The 15,862-nt window shown below is 58.2% G+C and carries 18 protein-coding genes; 13 read left to right on the top strand and 5 right to left on the bottom strand.

From position 1 onward, the window contains the following. Nucleotides 1-116: 116 nt before the first annotated feature. From Q1A52_RS01980 to Q1A52_RS01945, 8 genes are all read left to right on the top strand, one after another. The gene (locus tag Q1A52_RS01980; protein WP_300010133.1) at nt 117-1,367 is read left to right on the top strand and encodes a Zn-dependent hydrolase; all 1,251 of its coding nucleotides are present in this window, start codon (nt 117-119) and stop codon (nt 1,365-1,367) included. Then, nucleotides 1,364-1,687: a hypothetical protein gene (locus Q1A52_RS01975; protein ID WP_299957105.1), complete on the top strand. Its 324-nt coding sequence runs from the start codon at nt 1,364-1,366 to the stop codon at nt 1,685-1,687. The genes Q1A52_RS01980 and Q1A52_RS01975 overlap by 4 nt, the downstream gene beginning before the upstream one ends. 84 nt (nt 1,688-1,771) lie before the next feature. Further along, nucleotides 1,772-3,232 (top strand): dihydropyrimidinase, encoded by a 1,461-nt coding sequence (hydA, locus tag Q1A52_RS01970; RefSeq protein WP_300010130.1) that lies wholly within the window; start codon nt 1,772-1,774, stop codon nt 3,230-3,232. Nucleotides 3,233-3,241: 9 nt separating this feature from the next. After that, nucleotides 3,242-4,057 carry an ABC transporter ATP-binding protein gene (locus tag Q1A52_RS01965; RefSeq protein ID WP_300010127.1) on the top strand — a complete coding sequence of 272 codons (816 nt, stop codon included), beginning with the start codon at nt 3,242-3,244 and terminating at the stop codon, nt 4,055-4,057. A gap of 237 nt (nt 4,058-4,294) precedes the next feature. After that, complete coding sequence (locus Q1A52_RS01960) at nt 4,295-5,158, top strand: ABC transporter permease (RefSeq protein ID WP_300010125.1); 864 nt, start codon at nt 4,295-4,297, stop codon at nt 5,156-5,158. Beyond that, nucleotides 5,155-5,997 carry an ABC transporter permease gene (locus tag Q1A52_RS01955; RefSeq protein ID WP_300010122.1) on the top strand — a complete coding sequence of 281 codons (843 nt, stop codon included), beginning with the start codon at nt 5,155-5,157 and terminating at the stop codon, nt 5,995-5,997. Before Q1A52_RS01960 ends, Q1A52_RS01955 begins: the two co-directional genes overlap by 4 nt. Before the next feature lie 22 nt (nt 5,998-6,019). Continuing rightward, entirely contained in the window at nt 6,020-7,009 is a 990-nt protein-coding gene (locus Q1A52_RS01950) for an ABC transporter substrate-binding protein (protein WP_195819647.1), read from the top strand. Nucleotides 7,010-7,138: 129 nt separating this feature from the next. Further along, complete coding sequence (locus Q1A52_RS01945) at nt 7,139-7,393, top strand: hypothetical protein (protein WP_300012114.1); 255 nt, start codon at nt 7,139-7,141, stop codon at nt 7,391-7,393. A gap of 143 nt (nt 7,394-7,536) precedes the next feature. On the opposite strand, the gene Q1A52_RS01940 is transcribed toward Q1A52_RS01945, so the two are convergent. The 3 genes from Q1A52_RS01940 to Q1A52_RS01930 all read right to left on the bottom strand — a co-directional run bounded on the left by Q1A52_RS01940 (nt 7,537) and on the right by Q1A52_RS01930 (nt 9,024). Further along, nucleotides 7,537-7,743 carry a cold-shock protein gene (locus Q1A52_RS01940; RefSeq protein ID WP_007117950.1) on the bottom strand — a complete coding sequence of 69 codons (207 nt, stop codon included), beginning with the start codon at nt 7,741-7,743 and terminating at the stop codon, nt 7,537-7,539. A gap of 223 nt (nt 7,744-7,966) precedes the next feature. Continuing rightward, entirely contained in the window at nt 7,967-8,221 is a 255-nt protein-coding gene (locus Q1A52_RS01935) for a hypothetical protein (protein WP_300010119.1), read from the bottom strand. A gap of 317 nt (nt 8,222-8,538) precedes the next feature. Next, nucleotides 8,539-9,024 (bottom strand): histidine phosphatase family protein, encoded by a 486-nt coding sequence (locus Q1A52_RS01930; RefSeq protein ID WP_300010116.1) that lies wholly within the window; start codon nt 9,022-9,024, stop codon nt 8,539-8,541. Between the two features lie 518 nt (nt 9,025-9,542). On the opposite strand from Q1A52_RS01930, the gene Q1A52_RS01925 reads away from it, so the two are divergent. Beyond that, the gene (locus Q1A52_RS01925; protein ID WP_300010113.1) at nt 9,543-10,019 is read left to right on the top strand and encodes a DUF2938 domain-containing protein; all 477 of its coding nucleotides are present in this window, start codon (nt 9,543-9,545) and stop codon (nt 10,017-10,019) included. A gap of 73 nt (nt 10,020-10,092) precedes the next feature. Here the strand turns inward: Q1A52_RS01925 and cutA are convergent, their stop codons facing one another. After that, on the bottom strand, nt 10,093-10,413 hold the full coding sequence (gene cutA, locus Q1A52_RS01920; RefSeq protein ID WP_300010110.1) for a divalent-cation tolerance protein CutA: 321 nt from the start codon (nt 10,411-10,413) through the stop codon (nt 10,093-10,095). Between the two features lie 713 nt (nt 10,414-11,126). Between cutA and Q1A52_RS01915 the strand changes: the two genes are divergently transcribed. After that, the gene (locus Q1A52_RS01915) at nt 11,127-11,405 is read left to right on the top strand and encodes a hypothetical protein (protein ID WP_300010107.1); all 279 of its coding nucleotides are present in this window, start codon (nt 11,127-11,129) and stop codon (nt 11,403-11,405) included. A 137-nt stretch (nt 11,406-11,542) separates the two neighbouring features. Here Q1A52_RS01915 and ettA read toward each other — a convergent pair whose 3' ends face one another. Continuing rightward, nucleotides 11,543-13,198 carry an energy-dependent translational throttle protein EttA gene (ettA, locus tag Q1A52_RS01910; protein WP_300010103.1) on the bottom strand — a complete coding sequence of 552 codons (1,656 nt, stop codon included), beginning with the start codon at nt 13,196-13,198 and terminating at the stop codon, nt 11,543-11,545. Between the two features lie 299 nt (nt 13,199-13,497). On the opposite strand from ettA, the gene Q1A52_RS01905 reads away from it, so the two are divergent. The 3 genes from Q1A52_RS01905 to Q1A52_RS01895 all read left to right on the top strand — a co-directional run bounded on the left by Q1A52_RS01905 (nt 13,498) and on the right by Q1A52_RS01895 (nt 15,842). Beyond that, the gene (locus Q1A52_RS01905) at nt 13,498-13,872 is read left to right on the top strand and encodes an N-acetyltransferase family protein (RefSeq protein ID WP_367277977.1); all 375 of its coding nucleotides are present in this window, start codon (nt 13,498-13,500) and stop codon (nt 13,870-13,872) included. Nucleotides 13,873-14,079: 207 nt separating this feature from the next. Next, complete coding sequence (locus tag Q1A52_RS01900) at nt 14,080-15,369, top strand: alpha/beta hydrolase (protein ID WP_300010098.1); 1,290 nt, start codon at nt 14,080-14,082, stop codon at nt 15,367-15,369. An 8-nt stretch (nt 15,370-15,377) separates the two neighbouring features. After that, nucleotides 15,378-15,842 (top strand): MOSC domain-containing protein, encoded by a 465-nt coding sequence (locus tag Q1A52_RS01895; RefSeq protein ID WP_300010095.1) that lies wholly within the window; start codon nt 15,378-15,380, stop codon nt 15,840-15,842. The last annotated feature ends 20 nt before the right edge of the window (nt 15,843-15,862 follow it).

Here is a 15,862-nt window from a genome sequence, read left to right as displayed (position 1 = left end):
AGAAAGGCGCAAAAGGAAGCCTTGACTTGGCTCACCCTAATCGCAATCGTGTCTTTACCAAATGGTAAAAATTGCCCTTGGTCAAAAAATAAGCACCGCCAGGAAGGACCCCAGCCATGCCCGCGCCCGGACAGAACCTGAAGATCAATCCAGACAGGCTTTGGGACAGCCTGATGGAGATGGCCAAGATCGGCCCAGGCGTGGCAGGCGGCAACAATCGTCAGACGCTGACGGATGAAGATGGTGAGGGTCGCGCGCTTTTTCAAAAGTGGTGTGAGGCGGCAGGTTGTGAAATGGGGCTCGATCAGATGGGCAACATGTTCGCGCGCCGCGAGGGCACGGACCCCGATGCCTTGCCGGTCTATGTGGGCAGCCACCTCGATACGCAGCCCACGGGCGGCAAATATGACGGCGTTCTGGGTGTGCTTGGGGGCCTCGAGATCATCCGGACGCTGAACGATCTGAATGTGCAGACCAAGCACCCGATTGTGGTGACGAATTTCACCAATGAAGAGGGCACGCGCTACGCACCTGCGATGCTGTCGTCGGGTGTTTTTGCAGGCATTCATACACAGGATTGGGCTTATGCGCGGGTGGATGCCGAGGGTAAACAGTTCGGTGACGAATTGAAACGGATCGGTTGGCGCGGCGATGAAGAAGTTGGCGCCCGCAAGATGCACGCGTTTTTCGAACTGCATATCGAACAGGGGCCGATTCTGGAGGCTGAAGAGAAAGACATCGGTGTCGTGACCCACGGGCAGGGGCTGTCGTGGACGGAAGTGACGATCACCGGCAAGGACAGTCACACCGGCTCGACCCCCATGCCGATGCGCAAGAACGCAGGGCTGGGCATGGCGCGGGTGCTGGAGAAGGTCGACGAGATTGCCTGGAGCCACAAACCCCATGCGGTGGGGGCCGCGGGGCATATCGACGTCTACCCCAATTCGCGCAACGTGATCCCCGGCAAGGTGGTTTTCACGGTTGATTTCCGCTCACCCGACCTCGCCGTGATCGAGGATATGGAGGCAAGTTTGCGCGTCGAGGGTCAGAAGGTCGCCGACGAGATGGGCCTGGAGATTGCCTTTGAGAAGGTGGGCGGGTTTGACCCGGTGGCCTTTGACGAGGGCTGTGTGACGGCTGTAAGATCTGCCGCAGAACGGTTGGGGTATTCCCACATGAACCTGATTTCTGGCGCGGGACACGACGCCTGCTGGATCAACCGGGTGGCGCCGACGGCCATGGTGATGTGCCCCTGCGTGGACGGGTTGAGCCACAATGAGGCGGAAGAGATCTCCAAGGACTGGGCCATGGCCGGAACTGACGTTCTGTTGCATGCCGTGGTGGAAACCGCGGAGATCGTTGGGTGATTTCGCCCGATCTGACAATAGCAGAGCGGGTTTCGGCGCTGGTGGATGCGGAGATCGATGACGCTTTGGCAGGCGCCGATGTCATATTGCAAAGGACGGCAGAGGCGATGCGCGGAGCGTTGTGCGCGCCGCGCAAGGTGAGGGTGAATTTCTCTGGCGGACTGACCCAGGAGTGTTGGAGCGTGACGCGGGGCGACGGGGACTACCGGGTGATGTATATGCCGGTCGCGGGATATTTCTCGCTTTGTGTGGAGAGTGATTTTGGGCCACTGGACATCGGCGTGCACGGGTCCGCGTTGGGGTGTTTCGGTTCGGTTTGAAAAAGGGCGTTGCCCTCGGCCTTTGGCCTCACCCGTGATATTTAAGGCCAGAAGAAACGTGGCCAGTGAGATGGGAGAGATGACATGAGCAAGGTGATCAAAGGCGGCATGGTCTGCACGGCGGACCGGACGTGGAAAGCGGATGTGCTGATCGAGGGCGAAACGATCAGCCAGATCGGCGAAGACCTGAAAGGCGATGAGTATATCGATGCAGAAGGAGCCTATGTGATCCCCGGCGGGATCGACCCGCATACGCATCTCGAAATGCCGTTCATGGGAACAACTGCGGCAGAAACCTTCGAATCCGGCACCTGGGCCGCAGCGGCTGGCGGGACAACGATGGTGGTGGATTTCTGCCTGCCCGGCGAGGACGGCTCGATCAAGAATGCGATCAACGAGTGGCACCGAAAATCCGCCCCTCAGATCTGTTCAGATGTGGGCTACCATATGGCGATCACGGGATGGGACGAGAGTGTTTTCAATGAAATGAAGGACGCCGTCGAGATGGGGGTGAATTCCTTCAAGCACTTCATGGCCTACAAGGGCGCGCTGATGATCGAGGATGACGAGATGTTTGCCTCCTTCAAACGCTGTGCTGAACTGGGCGCGCTGCCGATGGTACATGCCGAGAACGGCGATCTGGTGGCCGAGATGCAGCAGAAATACTTCGATCAGGGAATTACTGGGCCCGAAGGACATGCCTATTCGCGTCCACCCGAGTTTGAAGGCGAGGCCGCCAATCGGGCGATTACAATCGCCGATGCGGCAGGCGTGCCGCTCTACATCGTGCACGTGTCCTGCGAGCAGGCGCATGAGGCGATCCGACGTGCGCGCCAGAAGGGTATGCGGGTTTATGGCGAGCCGCTGATCCAGTTCCTGACGCTGGATGAAAGCGTCTACTTCGATACGGATTGGGACTATGCGGCGCGGCGGGTGATGTCCCCGCCGTTCCGCTCGAAAGACCATCAGGACAGTCTGTGGGCTGGGTTGCAGGCAGGCTCTCTGCAGGTCGTGGCCACGGACCACGCAGCCTTCAACACCGAGCAAAAGCGCGCGGGCCGGGACGATTTCCGGATTATTCCCAATGGCTCGAACGGGCTGGAAGAACGTCTGGCCGTGCTCTGGACCGAAGGGGTGGAGACCGGCCGCTTGACACCGAATGAATTTGTCGCCGCAACCTCGACCAATGTGGCGAAAATCCTGAACATCTACCCACGCAAAGGTGCAATCGTCGAAGGGGCGGATGCGGATATCGTTGTCTGGGATCCGAAAATCACCAAGACGATTTCGCCAAGCAATCATCATTCGGTGCTGGATTACAACGTCTTCGAGGGGTTCGAGGTGAAGGCACAGAGCCGATATACGCTGAACCGGGGCGAGGTCATCTGGGCCTGGGGGCAGAACTCGCAGCCGAACCCCGGTCGCGGGCGGTTCATCCCACGGCCAGCCTTTTCCTCTGCCTCGGAGGCGCTGAGCAAGTGGAAGGCCCTGACTGCCCCCAAAATGATCAAACGCGATCCAATGAATATTCCGGCGGGGATCTAGAGGTTTATTATGCAAAATGCTGCGGTGCAGATGCCCGAAACGGTGCCCGGGCAGAGCGTGATTTCCGCGCACCACCTGGATCTGACGTTTCAGACCAATGATGGTCCGGTGCATGCGCTCAAGGACGTATCACTTGAAGTTGCAAAAGGAGAGTTCGTAAGCTTTATCGGCCCGTCCGGCTGCGGCAAGACGACATTCCTGCGCTGTATGGCCGATCTGGAGCATCCGACGGGCGGGGAGATCACGGTGAACGGTGTCAGCCCTGAAGACGCGCGCAAGGCACGGGCCTACGGCTATGTTTTCCAAGCAGCGGGCCTCTATCCATGGCGGACCATTGGGGGCAACGTCCGCTTGCCGCTCGAGATCATGGGCTATTCGAAGGCTGAGCAGGTCGAGCGTGTGGCGCGCGTGTTAGAATTGGTAGAGTTGGCCGGGTTCGAGAACAAATTCCCCTGGCAACTCTCTGGCGGTATGCAGCAACGCGCGTCCATCGCCCGCGCCTTGGCGTTTGACGCTGATATTCTGCTGATGGACGAGCCCTTCGGCGCGCTGGATGAAATTGTCCGTGATCATCTGAACGAACAGCTATTGAAGCTCTGGGCCCGGACGCAGAAAACAATTGCTTTCGTTACCCATTCCATCCCCGAGGCGGTTTACCTCAGCACAAAGATTGTGGTGATGTCACCCCGTCCCGGACGCATCACGGATGTTATAGACAGCCCGTTGCCGCTGGATCGGCCTCTGGATATCCGCGATACGCCGGAATTCTTGGAAGTGGCACATAGAGTACGCGAAGGCCTGCGCGCGGGTCACAGCGATGAGTGATATCTTGAAAACGGCCCGGGCGCGTAATTCTTGTACCACCCGCCCGGGTCCGATCCGCTGTTTGTGTAGGGAGGCGGGCTCCCTTTTCATCGTTCACGGTCATCGGCATGCCTGCCTGTACCGTGTGGAGATCAGATCAGTTATCTCTTTCATTGTTCTTAAAATATGCAGAAATTTTTGCCAGACTGCCGAAGTTGAATATGCATATTTACAGAACAATGAAGGGAAGGCTCTGTCATGAGCCGAAATGCACTACCTGTTCTGACTGTAGTTCTGGCGATTTTCCTGCTTTGGTACATAGCCGCAATCTTCCTGAATGCTGCGTGGGCGCACGACAAGGCGACCCGAAGCGGCGAGGTGCTGACCACGCACACTCTGGTTGCCGATACGTGGTCACAGGAGAAGCCGAAGTTGCCGGCGCCGCATCAGGTGGGAGCAGAGATTTGGAAGACAACTGTTGAAAAAAAAGTTACCTCCAAAAGATCGCTGATTTATCACTCCTGGGTGACGTTGAGCGCGACATTGCTTGGGTTTGCGCTGGGGACAGGGCTCGGCATCGCCCTTGCCGTTGGGATTGTCTATAATCGCACCATGGATATGTCGGTGATGCCGTGGGTCATTGCCAGTCAGACCATCCCGATTCTGGCGATCGCTCCCATGATCATTGTCGTGCTGAACGCAGTGGGGATATCGGGGCTGCTGCCCAAGGCGATGATCTCGATGTACCTGTCCTTTTTCCCGGTTGTGGTGGGGATGGTCAAAGGTCTGCGCAGTCCGGATACGATGCAGTTGGATCAGATGCGCACATGGAATACGAGCCCTGCCCAGATGTTCTGGCGGCTCCGCTTGCCGTGTTCGATGCCGTTCCTTTTCACCTCTCTGAAAGTTGCCATGGCGGCGTCGCTGGTTGGTGCCATTGTTGGCGAACTGCCGACCGGTGCGGTTGCCGGGCTCGGTGCACGTTTGTTGGCGGGCAGTTACTACGGCCAGACAATTCAGATCTGGTCGGCCCTCATCATGGCGGCGGCCTTGGCAGCGGCGCTGGTGGCGCTGATCGGGTTTTTCCAGCGCATGACTCTGAAACGGATGGGCATGGCATGATGTGGCTTGTGTTCGCCTTTGGCGCCTGGGTCCTGGGGTGGTGGGTGAATGCTCGACTGTCAGCTTTGCCGCGCACACGGGTTACCCGCCTGGTCGTCCCTTTGATTTTTGGCCTTACGTTGATCGCCATCTGGGAAGGTGTCGTGCGCGGGTTCGAGATCAGCGCTGTTTTATTGCCCGCCCCTTCCATGATTGCAGCGCGCTTTGCCGCGTCGACCGCGATTCTCTGGGAGGATTTCGTTCAAACCGTCATCAAGGGCGCGCTGACCGGCTATGTCTTGGGCTGTGGGGCGGCCTTTTTGGTCGCAATCCTTGTGGACAGGTTCGATTTTCTGCGCCGGGGGCTCCTGCCGGTGGGAAACTTTGTTGCTGCCCTGCCGGTCATCGGTATGGCGCCCATTCTGGTCATGTGGTTCGGCTTTGATTGGCAATCCAAGGCCGCCGTCGTTGTGGTGATGGTGTTCTTCCCTATGCTCGTCAACACGGTTCAAGGTCTGGCAGACAGCTCGGCAATGCAGCGCGATCTGATGCGCACCTACGCTGCGGGCTATTGGACGACGCTGTTAAAGCTCCGGTTGCCCGCTGCGATGCCTTTCATCTTCAACGGCTTGAAAATCGCCAGTACACTGGCGCTTATCGGGGCCATTGTTGCCGAATTTTTTGGCTCCCCCATACGTGGAATGGGGTTTCGGATTTCCACATCGGTGGGACAGCTTGCGCTTGATCTGGTCTGGGCGGAGATTGTTGTCGCAGCGGTGGTGGGATCGGCGTTCTACGGGATCGTTGCGCTGATCGAACGGGTGGTGACCTTCTGGCATCCGTCCCAAAGACACTTATAAAAGACCAAACAAGGAGAGTATGATGAAAACGATATCGACACTTGCAGCGGGGGCTGCACTTGGGGTGTGGGGGATGGCCGCACAGGCGGCCGATGACGTGACACTACAGTTGAAGTGGGTCACGCAGGCGCAGTTCGCAGGCTATTACGTCGCGCTCGACAAGGGCTTTTACGAAGAGGAAGACCTGGACGTCACCATCAAACCGGGCGGGCCGGACATTGCGCCAACCCAGGTGCTGGCAGGCGGCGGTGCTGATGTGACCGTGGAGTGGATGCCCGCAGCACTGGCCGCACGTGAAAAGGGTCTTGGCATGGTCAATATCGCGCAGCCCTTCAAGTCTTCGGGCATGATGCTGACCTGCCGAAAGGATGCCGGTGTTGCGAGCACAGATGACTTTGCCGGTAAAACGCTTGGGGTCTGGTTCTTTGGCAATGAATTCCCTTTCCTCAGCTGGATGAGCAAGCTCGATATCCCGACCGACGGGTCCGACAACGGTGTGACGGTTCTCAAGCAGGGTTTCAACGTCGATCCGCTCCTGCAAGGGCAGGCCGCCTGTGTGTCCACAATGACGTATAACGAGTATTGGCAGGTCATAGATGCCGGGTTGACCCCGGAGGATCTGACCGTCTTCAAATACGAAGAGCAGGGTGTCGCGACCCTCGAAGACGGGCTCTATGCGTTGGAAGAAAATCTTGCTGACCCGGCGTTTCAGGACAAGATGGTGCGCTTTGTGCGTGCGTCGATGAAGGGCTGGAAATATGCCGAGGAAAATCCCGACGAGGCGGCTGAAATCGTGCTCGATAACGATGCCAGCGGCGCGCAGACTGAAGAACATCAGAAACGCATGATGGGCGAGATTGCCAAGCTGACGGCGGGTAGCAATGGCGCGCTTGATCCGGCGGACTACGAACGTACCGTGGCTTCCCTGCTATCGGGCGGCTCGGATCCGGTCATCACCAAAGCGCCCGAGGGTGCCTGGACGCATATGATCACTGACAAAGCGCTCAACTAAGCGATTTTGTACAGCCTATGCGGGAAGGCCGGCGCTCTGCCGGCCTTTTTGCGTTTCTGGCACTGGACTTTGTGTTTCAGAACTCCATTTGAAGCACCAAGCCAAGGGAGTAGCCGGAACGTGAGTAACATGGAAAGTCTCGAAAGCCAGTTGACGGAAAAAGAGCGCCAAGCGCGCGTGAATGAAATGGCACTAGCGTCCATCAAGTCCGCCAAGCTTAAACGCGAAGCCAGCGGCTACGCAGTCATGGCGAGCGCCCTCAGTTATGGAGAAGGGGCGATGGGAGACGGAGCCTTTGGTAAGATCAGCCATGCCGCAAAGCTGTTCTGCATCCTATTCGCAATGCTGGTGCCAAGTCTGCTGATCTGGATCGTCTTGCTCTGAACTTGCCGCGGTGGCTAGTTTCGGTCGGCGCGGGACCGACGCACTTTCTGATCCTGAATTATTCACCGATTAAAATGCAAACTTGATCAACAAAAAAACCGGCCTGAAGCAGGCCGGTTTTTCTTTTGCTTTGGTCGGCAAGGTTATGCCAGCGCGATGTTTGTCGCGCTTTCGCGGCCGTCACGGCCTGCTTCGATGTCGAAAGTGACTTTCTGGTTGTCCGCCAGACCTGTGAGGCCTGCGCGCTCAACTGCAGAGATGTGTACGAACACGTCTTTGCTGCCGCCGTCGGGTGCGATGAAGCCGAAGCCTTTTGTGGTGTTGAACCATTTCACGGTGCCTGTGGCCATATCCGTGGTCTCCTTAAAAAGTGCCATCCGCGTGTGTGCGATGGCCTGGCGAGGTCGGTCTGGATCGAAGACTGACCGCCCTATTAGGAGACAGCAGGTCGAAAAAGAATAACGTTTGCGATGCGGCGTATGACAGATAGGAGTCGGGCTGGCAAGAGAAACCGGATACGCACGGCTCCGATAAGCTCCGGTTTACTCGAACGAAATTCCGCCGAAAACAGGGTCACCCACGCTGTTTGGTCATTGGACTTCCGGCGGAAATGCGCGCGGAGTAAGGCACTATCGTCGGGCGTGGCGAAGGAGATTTGACCAAGGCTTGCCAAGTTACGCCTGCAATGATCAGAGTTGCCGTCAGCCCGAGGCCGACGAGAACATAAACTCCCAAAGCTGTCAGGAAGCTCACCTTGAAAAACACCAAAGCGGATAGAAAGGCGAGAAAACCGCAGACGCCTCCGATCAGGGTAGAAATGATTGCCATTTCCTAATCCTCCTCAGCATTTGTACCAAACAGTAGGTTGATCAAATGTTAATGTGAGGGCGAATTTGAGGCGTCAAAGGACATTTTCTGTGAACCGGTAACGAAACATATGCAGGGATTACTGTGCTCCAGAGTGTCAAGCCTACGTGCATATTTTGGTTTCGGGTACCCGCGATGCGGGGTGTTGCGGGCCTCGTACGAGGTCGCGAATTCACCGTTCACCTGGAGGTTTGAATTTGACCAAGCTCTTTGACAATCGGGGAGAGCGCGTGGGTCTTTGAGGCCTCGTTTGTAAAAACTACATGCACAGGCCGGCTTTACGGCGTCACTTCCAACCGTTTCACTTGACGTCTGCCCATGCTTTGCAGGGTGATAACACCTATTTCTCCATAGGCCTGCGGTGCCTCACCCGTGCCCCCAAGCTCTGCCCAGATCGCACGCAGATTACCCTTATTGCCAATCCAGATCACGGTACCGTTTGGATGCGCGCGCGACATTTTGGCCCCCGCTCGTTCCTTTGCGATAATAGTGACCGGCAAGTCCAGTGCTTCGGATAGCGGCTCGGCCGTTTGCACATTGCGGGCGATATCCGGACTATAAATGGCGTCCAGTTCGTAATCCACCAACGCCTGGGGTAAATTGGCCGCGCGCGCCAGTCCTTGCGTGCTGAGGATATCACCTGCCCTGTCGGCATGACGCACCAGGATGACGGTTGTCCGGGCTGAAGAAGGGATGGATTGCGGCGTGCAGGCTGTCAGAACAGCACAGGCAGCAAGGCCGGTGAGAAAAGCGCGGCGTATCATGACAGTAGTTTGCCACGAGGCGCCTGCATTTCAACTGTTTTGATCCGTTCGATTGATCGGGACCGCAAAAAGTTAAGAAATTCCAAAAAAGATACGACAAGTGTGAACCGGATCACATACCTGGAGTAGAAAATACCGCTAGATAGAGGTGTGAGCCGGGGTGATTTACCTCCTCGGAAGTGGAGTAACGATTGTGACCAGAGTACCTGATTTAGATGACGACCCCCGGGGCATTTCTCCGGATATCTCCCCGGTTCCGCGCACCTCTTCCTGGCGTGCAACGGGGCGCAGCCCAGTCAACCGTCGTCCCGGTCCGAAATGCCCCTCTACTTGGCGTTTCACCGACTGGGCTGCTCTCTAACCAAAGGAACGCAGCTTCTCCCCCTGCGCTTCCTCTTTCCCTGACGGGTCGGTGTTTCACCGGCCCGTTTTTTTGTTCCCCCAAGATAATGTCGTCTGGTAAACGCTCCCCGGAGGTGCCAGACCTGCGGCAGAGTAGATAGGGGTAGGGCGCTGGTATGACCGAAAGCATTTTGATGAGCGGCGTGGTGATGGGCGTGATGGCGACGGTGGCCATGGATATCTGGGCGCAGCTCTTGTACCGGTTCGCCGGGGTGTCGGCGCCGAATTGGGCGATGGTCGGGCGCTGGGTGGCGCACATGCCGCGCGGGCAACTGGTGCACGACGGTATTGGTGCAGCGGACGCAGTGCCGGGAGAGCTGGCGATTGGCTGGCTGTTTCACTATGTGGTGGGCATCGCGTACGGCGTGGCGCTGGCGGTGATTATGGGCGCGGACTGGCTGGCCGCGCCGACGTTCTGGCCTGCGTGGATCTTCGCGATGCTGACGATCGGCTTTGGCTGGTTCGTGATGCAGCCCGGGATGGGGCTGGGCTGGGCTGCGTCACAAACACCCAATCCGTGGCGCGCGCGGGGGCTGGGGCTGGCGGCGCATACGGTTTTTGGGGTGGGGATGTGGCTGGGCGCATTGCTATGATCCGGTGCCCGGCACAGCCGGGTGCGTCGGCCGGCAGTGTAATACGCAGCAATGAGCGAGAGGCCCTCTCGTCTTATCCCTCTCGCGTGACGCTGTAGACCCAGTCGATATAGTCCTGGTTCGCGCCGTCGATGTTCAGACGAATGATGGGCGGGACGTCATAGGGGTGCAGGGCGCGGATGGCATCTTCGGCCTGTTGGGCCAGTTCGGCCCGGGTTTTCAGCAGCAGCGGGTGTTCTTCCTCGTGTTCGAGTTTGCCTTGCCAGCGGTAGCTGCTCTGGATCGCGGGGTAGCGGTTGGAGCAGGCGACGAGGCGCTGCTCGATGAGCGCCGCGCTGATGGCGTCGGCTGTTTGGGTGGAGGGGCAATTCACGAGGATGTCGATGATGGGCATGGGCAGACGTTAGCGCTTCGGTTCACCCTGCATCAACCTCTGAGCTGTTCACCGCACAAACGCCCCGCGTTTGTGCCGCCCCCGACCGCTCCCCTGGGCGGGGGCTATGGTTGAAAACTAGGAAGGGCGGCCTGAGCCGCCCAACTTTATAGGAATAGTCCTAGTATCGTCAGCAAGAGTGCGATTGTGCCGATTACATCGACGTATCGCACTCGCCCTTCCAGTTTGAATGAAAACCGCATGGGAATTGTTCCTAGCGATGCTCATCCGGATAAGCGTCCAAAGACAACTCAGTATTTGTATACCGCCCTAGCGAGGCGGTTTTGGCATGCTCCTATGATCACTTGGAGCTTCCGTTCGACGGGCACCCGGGGTCCTGACGGACCCGGACCGCCTTAGCCTAATCCCCGCAAAGGTTTCGACATAGCGCCGCTAAGCACTTCCAGCTTCTAGGCAACCGCATTGAGTGTCCTCTCTGAGGGTTCGCAGGGCGCCAAACGGTGGTTTGAGCACCTCCGCTAGCAAAACTAAATATAGTGTGCACTGATGGAACGTGCAATAGATATGCCGCGTCAGTTTCAGGAGTTGCGAAAGCTTGCGGCCATAACAATGGGCTAGAGCATGGGAATAGCTTTCCGTCGTTGTAGAATGCTTGCTCTGACCTCAATCAAGTGCAAAAGTCTAAAACTAGGAAAGTTAGAGAGAGAGTGATCATGTCAAAAGTATCGATTACTCCAAAAAAGCGAGCGACTTTTGAGCGGTGGCAGGACAATCCAAACCTTCGAGGCATTCGTATCGGCCCGGGCAATACTGATGGGCAACCAGAAAGCTTGTTTATCAAAGCCACTGTAAAGAAAGACAGCCAGCAAAACTCGAGCCACATTTTGGTTCATAACCCCGCGACAGGGAAGCTAATCTACAAAGTATGCCAGGTGAACAATTTGGCTTCTATTGGCCAAGCCGTTCAAGATCTGATGAAAGGCAAATACTGATTGATCATTGTAGTTTCGGAGGCAGCGTACTATTCGTCGCCGCATTTCAACCTGCTTGAAACAAGATGCGCATACAGTAGCCGGGCAGCCGCTTTCGCGCAGACTTCGAACTAGAACGCAATCCCGGAAGCTTTGTCCTAACGCACGAATTTCTTATGTTTCAGCCGTTTCGGCTCCAGCGCATCTGCCCCCAACCGCCGTTTCTTGTCCTCTTCATAATCCTCGAAGTTGCCTTCGAACCATTCGACATGGGCTTCGCCTTCGAAGGCCAAAATATGCGTGCAGATGCGGTCGAGGAAGAAGCGGTCGTGGGAGATGACCACGGCGCAGCCTGCGAAATCGACGAGGGCGTCTTCCAAAGCGCGCAGGGTTTCGACGTCGAGGTCGTTGGTGGGCTCGTCGAGCAGGAGCACGTTACCGCCGGATTTCAGCAGGCGCGCCATGTGCACGCGGTTGCGTTCGCCGCCTGAGAGCAGGCCCACCTTCTTCTGCTGATCGCCGCCTTTGAAGTTGAACGAGGAGCAGTACGCCCGGGAGTTCACTTCGGCGTCACCCAGCTGGATCAGTTCGGCCCCGCCGCTGATCGCTTCCCAGACGTTGTCATTCGCGTTGAGGTCGTCGCGGGACTGGTCGACATACGACAGATCGACCGTGTCGCCGTATTCGATGCTGCCCGCATCCGGGTCCAGCTGCCCGGTGAGCATCTTGAAGAGCGTGGATTTACCCGCGCCGTTGGGGCCGATCACGCCGACGATGCCGCCGGGGGGCAGGGAGAAGTCGAGGCCTTCGACCAGCTGCTTGTCGCCCATGTGTTTGGCCAGCCCTGTGACCTCGATGACCTTGTCGCCCAGACGCGGGCCGTTGGGGATGACGATCTGGGCGCGGGAGAGTTTTTCACGCTCTGAGGTTTCGGCCATTTCGTTATAGGCGTTGATGCGGGCCTTGGATTTGGCCTGCCGCGCCTTGGCGCCCTGGCGCATCCAGTCCAGTTCGCGTTCGAGGGTCTTCTGGCGGGATTTGTCCTCGCGGGCCTCCTGGGCGAGGCGCTTGGCCTTCTGTTCGAGCCAGGCGGAGTAGTTGCCCTCGTAGGGGATGCCCTTGCCGCGGTCGAGCTCAAGGATCCAGCCGGTGATGTCATCGAGAAAATAGCGGTCGTGGGTGACGATCAGGATGGTGCCCTTGTAGTCAATGAGGTGCTGTTGCAGCCAGGCGATGGTTTCGGCGTCGAGGTGGTTGGTGGGCTCGTCGAGCAGCAGCATATCGGGGGCTTCGAGCAGCAGCTTGCAGAGTGCGACGCGACGCGCTTCACCGCCCGAGAGGTTGGCGATACTGGCGTCATCGGGCGGGCAGCGCAGGGCCTCCATGGAGACGTCGATCTGGCTATCCAGATCCCAGAGGTTTTCGGCGTCGATCTGGTCTTGCAGCTGCGCCATCTCGTCTGCGGTCTCGTCCGAGTAGTTCATCGCCAGCTCGTTGTAACGGTCGAGGATCGCCTTTTTGTCGGCCACGGCGAGCATGACGTTTTCGCGCACGGTGAGGCTCTCGTCGAGCTTGGGTTCCTGGGGCAGGTAGCCGACGGTGGCCCCTTCGGCATGCCAGGCCTCGCCCTGAAAGTCGGTGTCGAGGCCCGCCATGATCTTCATCAGCGTGGATTTACCCGCACCGTTCACGCCGACGACGCCGATCTTCACGCCGGGCAGGAAGTTCAGGTGGATGTTCTCGAAACACTTCTTGCCGCCGGGGTAGGTCTTGGAGACGCCGGACATGTGATAGACGTATTGGTAGGCGGCCATGGAAATGCTCCTGTTGCGTGTGGTTTGCCTCTGATACCGGGGCGCGCGCGGGGGAGCAATGCGCGATGCGTTTGCGCGGCGATATGTGCTAGGCGAACCCCGCTCGTCAGAGGTTGCATGCTGAGCAAATAGCAGTTTTGGCGCCGTGCCCAACCGCTTTCCCTTGAGGTTGCGCGCAATCTGCGTAGATGATCGCGAGAGAAACTTGGGGGCCGACGATGATACTAAGGGACGCTACTGTCGATGACGTGGAGCAGATGAGTGCATTTCTTCGGCAATTGACAGCGTCAGGCAAGAGGGTGAGCCCCGACGATGAAGGCTTTGTACGGGCGTATTACATTGAGGACCCGCATAAAGTCCGTTGCACACTGGCTGAGGAGGATGGCGTCGTGCTTGGATTTCAGTCGCTACAGCGTGCGCAGGCAGGCAACAAATGGGGTGTCGCGCCAGGATGGGGTATCATTGGCACGCATATAAGACCTGCCGCCGCCCGCCGGGGCGTGGGCCGCGCGCTTTTTGCAAACACGCGGGCAGCCGCGAGCGACGCCGGTTTATCTTACATCGATGCATCCATTGCGGCCACGAACCCAGAGGCACTGGCGTATTATGAGGCGATGGGCTTTCGCACCTATCGCAGACCGAAAGACTTGATCTGCAAGCGCTTCGATGTCTGATCGGGTCCACCGATACCGAGTGTGTGATATCTAACGCGCCACAGGTTTCGATCCGGGATGAACCCTGAACACTAGCCGTCAGGTGTCAAGGGCGTGGCGCATTTGCGATAGTCGGGCACTATTCGCCTGTCTCACAAGCTGTGATTTGATTTTTCCCGAACCCGTGTTAGCGCTGAAAGGGATCGGAACATCAGCGGGGCACGCAAAGTGCGAATTATCACGGGTTTGGCGGTGCTGACGATGCTGTTGGTGGGGTGCGCGGTCCGCGAGGTGGTGCTGGCGCCGCCGCCGAACCTTTATCTGGAAGGCAACAACTATCCCGACGATCGGGTGCCCCTGGTGTTGCGCAACGTTGATCCACGCATGTTTTACGTAACAGACCGTGCAGTGGCCGAGAATGGCACCGGCGCGCTGATCTATAACACGGACAGGTCCAACTCCATGGCATTGGGTGCCGTGCGCGTGCGCTTCGGGGCCGAAGACTGGGCTGATCTTGTGCAGCGTACGTCCACCGATGGTGGTCGGCGGATTTCTCAGCTTAACGTTGAAGAACCTTCGGAGCTCGTGCGGTTTGTCGATGTACCCTTACCCACGCAACGCACCGATGGTGGATTGATTTTCGACCCCGACGCACTGGCCAAGTATGACTCGGGAGCGGCAGCCTTCAAAGAAGCCCTGAGGGACGAAATCATACGTACTGGCAATGGCCGCGTTCTCATTTTTACACACGGCGTCCGGAATGATTTTGACCGGGCCATCGCGACACTGGCCAACCTGTGGCACTACGAAGGGCGCGACAGCATTCCCATTGCCTTTACCTGGCCGGCTGGCAATCGCGGACTGCTCTCCTATTTCCGGGACCGCGAGGCAGGAGATTTCAGTGTCTATCATGCCAAGGAGTTCCTGCGCTTGCTGGCAGAAATCCCGGAGGTTGAGGACATTGATATCGTCGCTCATTCGCGGGGAACGGATGTGATGTCGGCGGCCCTGCGTGAGTTGGTAATCTATCATCGCGGGCGGGGCGTGCACCCCAAGACGGCGATGAAAACCGGCACCTTGATCATGGCGGCGGCAGATCTGGATACCGGTGTGGTGGAGCAGCGGCTCCAGGCCGAGCGGGTGTCGGAGGCTTTCGAGCAGATTAACATTTATGTCAATCCAAGCGACGGGGCCTTGCGCCTGTCCTCGATCCTGACCAATGCGCCGCGTTTGGGCTCCGCTACGTCTGATGCATTGATGGTCGATGAGATCGAGCGGTTGAAAAAGTCCGAACTGGTACATTTCATTCGGGTCGAGAGCGTGAGGGGGCGGGGGCATTCCTACTTCCGTGACAACCCCGCGGTTCTGTCTGACATCGTGCTGGCACTGCGAACGCGCGCCTTCCCTGGGGGAACGCTACGCCCCCTGGAATTGAGCGAAGATGGGTTCTGGCAGCTGCACCCGAACTATCCGCTCGGGCGCTTGCCCGACTTGCGGATCGAAGGCAGCGACCGCTGAGGCGTGCAATGCAGAGCCTGAAAGAGCTGATCGACAGATACGCAAAGCCCGGGCGGGTGGACTGGATTGGGTTGCGCCCGGCGCGGCGGGCAGAGATGGTGCCGGTGCAACAGGTGTCGCTGGGTCCGAGTGGGTTAGAGGGCGATCACGGGGCATCCGAAAAACGCGCGGTGACGATGATCCAGGCGGAGCATCTGCCGGTCATCGGCGCAATGCTGGGGTGTGGCGTGGAGGCGGCGCTCTCGCGGCGCAATCTGGTGGTTTCTGGTCTGAACCTCGCAGCTCTGAAAGGGGGTCAGGTTCTGATCGGCGAAGCCGTGCTGGAAATCACTGGCATCTGTGCACCTTGTAGCCGAATGGAGGAAGCGTTGGGGCATGGTGGATACTCTGCCGTGCGGGGCCACGGTGGATGGTGCGCCCGGGTGGTCACAGGCGGCATCGTCACCTTGCAGGACGCCGTGGCACCGCTCTGACCCTTCGTTTGGCTGGCATT

Origin of the sequence: uncultured Roseobacter sp. (assembly GCF_947488185.1) — a bacterium.
Lineage (GTDB): Bacteria > Pseudomonadota > Alphaproteobacteria > Rhodobacterales > Rhodobacteraceae > Roseobacter.
This window is presented reverse-complemented; position numbering and strand designations above follow the sequence as displayed.

Excerpts from the sequence above, each read along its gene's own strand:
- Q1A52_RS01980 (WP_300010133.1), top strand. The coding sequence starts at position 117 with ATGCCCGCGCCCGGACAGAACCTGAAGATCAATCCAGACAGGCTTTGG.
- hydA (WP_300010130.1), top strand. The coding sequence starts at position 1,772 with ATGAGCAAGGTGATCAAAGGCGGCATGGTCTGCACGGCGGACCGGACG.
- Q1A52_RS01965 (WP_300010127.1), top strand. The coding sequence starts at position 3,242 with ATGCAAAATGCTGCGGTGCAGATGCCCGAAACGGTGCCCGGGCAGAGC.
- Q1A52_RS01960 (WP_300010125.1), top strand. The coding sequence starts at position 4,295 with ATGAGCCGAAATGCACTACCTGTTCTGACTGTAGTTCTGGCGATTTTC.
- Q1A52_RS01955 (WP_300010122.1), top strand. The coding sequence starts at position 5,155 with ATGATGTGGCTTGTGTTCGCCTTTGGCGCCTGGGTCCTGGGGTGGTGG.
- Q1A52_RS01950 (WP_195819647.1), top strand. The coding sequence starts at position 6,020 with ATGAAAACGATATCGACACTTGCAGCGGGGGCTGCACTTGGGGTGTGG.
- Q1A52_RS01945 (WP_300012114.1), top strand. The coding sequence starts at position 7,139 with ATGGAAAGTCTCGAAAGCCAGTTGACGGAAAAAGAGCGCCAAGCGCGC.
- Q1A52_RS01940 (WP_007117950.1), bottom strand. The coding sequence starts at position 7,743 with ATGGCCACAGGCACCGTGAAATGGTTCAACACCACAAAAGGCTTCGGC.
- Q1A52_RS01935 (WP_300010119.1), bottom strand. The coding sequence starts at position 8,221 with ATGGCAATCATTTCTACCCTGATCGGAGGCGTCTGCGGTTTTCTCGCC.
- Q1A52_RS01930 (WP_300010116.1), bottom strand. The coding sequence starts at position 9,024 with ATGATACGCCGCGCTTTTCTCACCGGCCTTGCTGCCTGTGCTGTTCTG.
- Q1A52_RS01925 (WP_300010113.1), top strand. The coding sequence starts at position 9,543 with ATGACCGAAAGCATTTTGATGAGCGGCGTGGTGATGGGCGTGATGGCG.
- cutA (WP_300010110.1), bottom strand. The coding sequence starts at position 10,413 with ATGCCCATCATCGACATCCTCGTGAATTGCCCCTCCACCCAAACAGCC.
- Q1A52_RS01915 (WP_300010107.1), top strand. The coding sequence starts at position 11,127 with ATGTCAAAAGTATCGATTACTCCAAAAAAGCGAGCGACTTTTGAGCGG.
- ettA (WP_300010103.1), bottom strand. The coding sequence starts at position 13,198 with ATGGCCGCCTACCAATACGTCTATCACATGTCCGGCGTCTCCAAGACC.
- Q1A52_RS01895 (WP_300010095.1), top strand. The coding sequence starts at position 15,378 with ATGCAGAGCCTGAAAGAGCTGATCGACAGATACGCAAAGCCCGGGCGG.